The 400-nt window shown below is 69.0% G+C and carries 1 protein-coding gene; it reads left to right on the plus strand.

Annotation, left to right across the window (positions count from 1 at the left end):
- The coding region (locus U4Y88_RS37635) for a biotin/lipoyl-binding protein (RefSeq protein WP_321790144.1) at positions 1-400 on the plus strand (400 nt) is incomplete at both ends.

Consider the following 400-nt stretch of genomic DNA (forward strand, 5'->3'; position numbering starts at 1 on the left):
CGTGAACGGCAACGTCGTGCAGATCACGCCGCAGGTCACGGGCACGGTGGTCTCGGTCAACGCCGACGACACGCAAACGGTCAAGAGCGGCGATCCGCTCGTCATGCTCGATCCGGCCGATTCGCGCATCGCGCTGCAACAGGCCGAAGCGAATCTCGGCCAGACCGTGCGCCAGGTGCGCGGCCTCTTCGCCGACGACAGCCAGTACGAAGCGCAGGTCGCCGTGCGTCGTGCCGACCTGTCGCGCGCGCAGGACGATCTGCGCCGCCGCATGCTGGTCGCGCAGACGGGCGCGGTTTCGCAGGAAGAAATCTCGCACGCCCGCGACGCCGAAAAGAGCGCCGAAGCCGCGCTCGAAGCCGCGCAGCAGCAACTCGCCGCGAACCAGGCGCTGACCGCA

The organism is Paraburkholderia sp. J94, from assembly GCF_905220285.1.
Taxonomy (GTDB): Bacteria; Pseudomonadota; Gammaproteobacteria; order Burkholderiales; family Burkholderiaceae; genus Paraburkholderia; species Paraburkholderia tropica_A.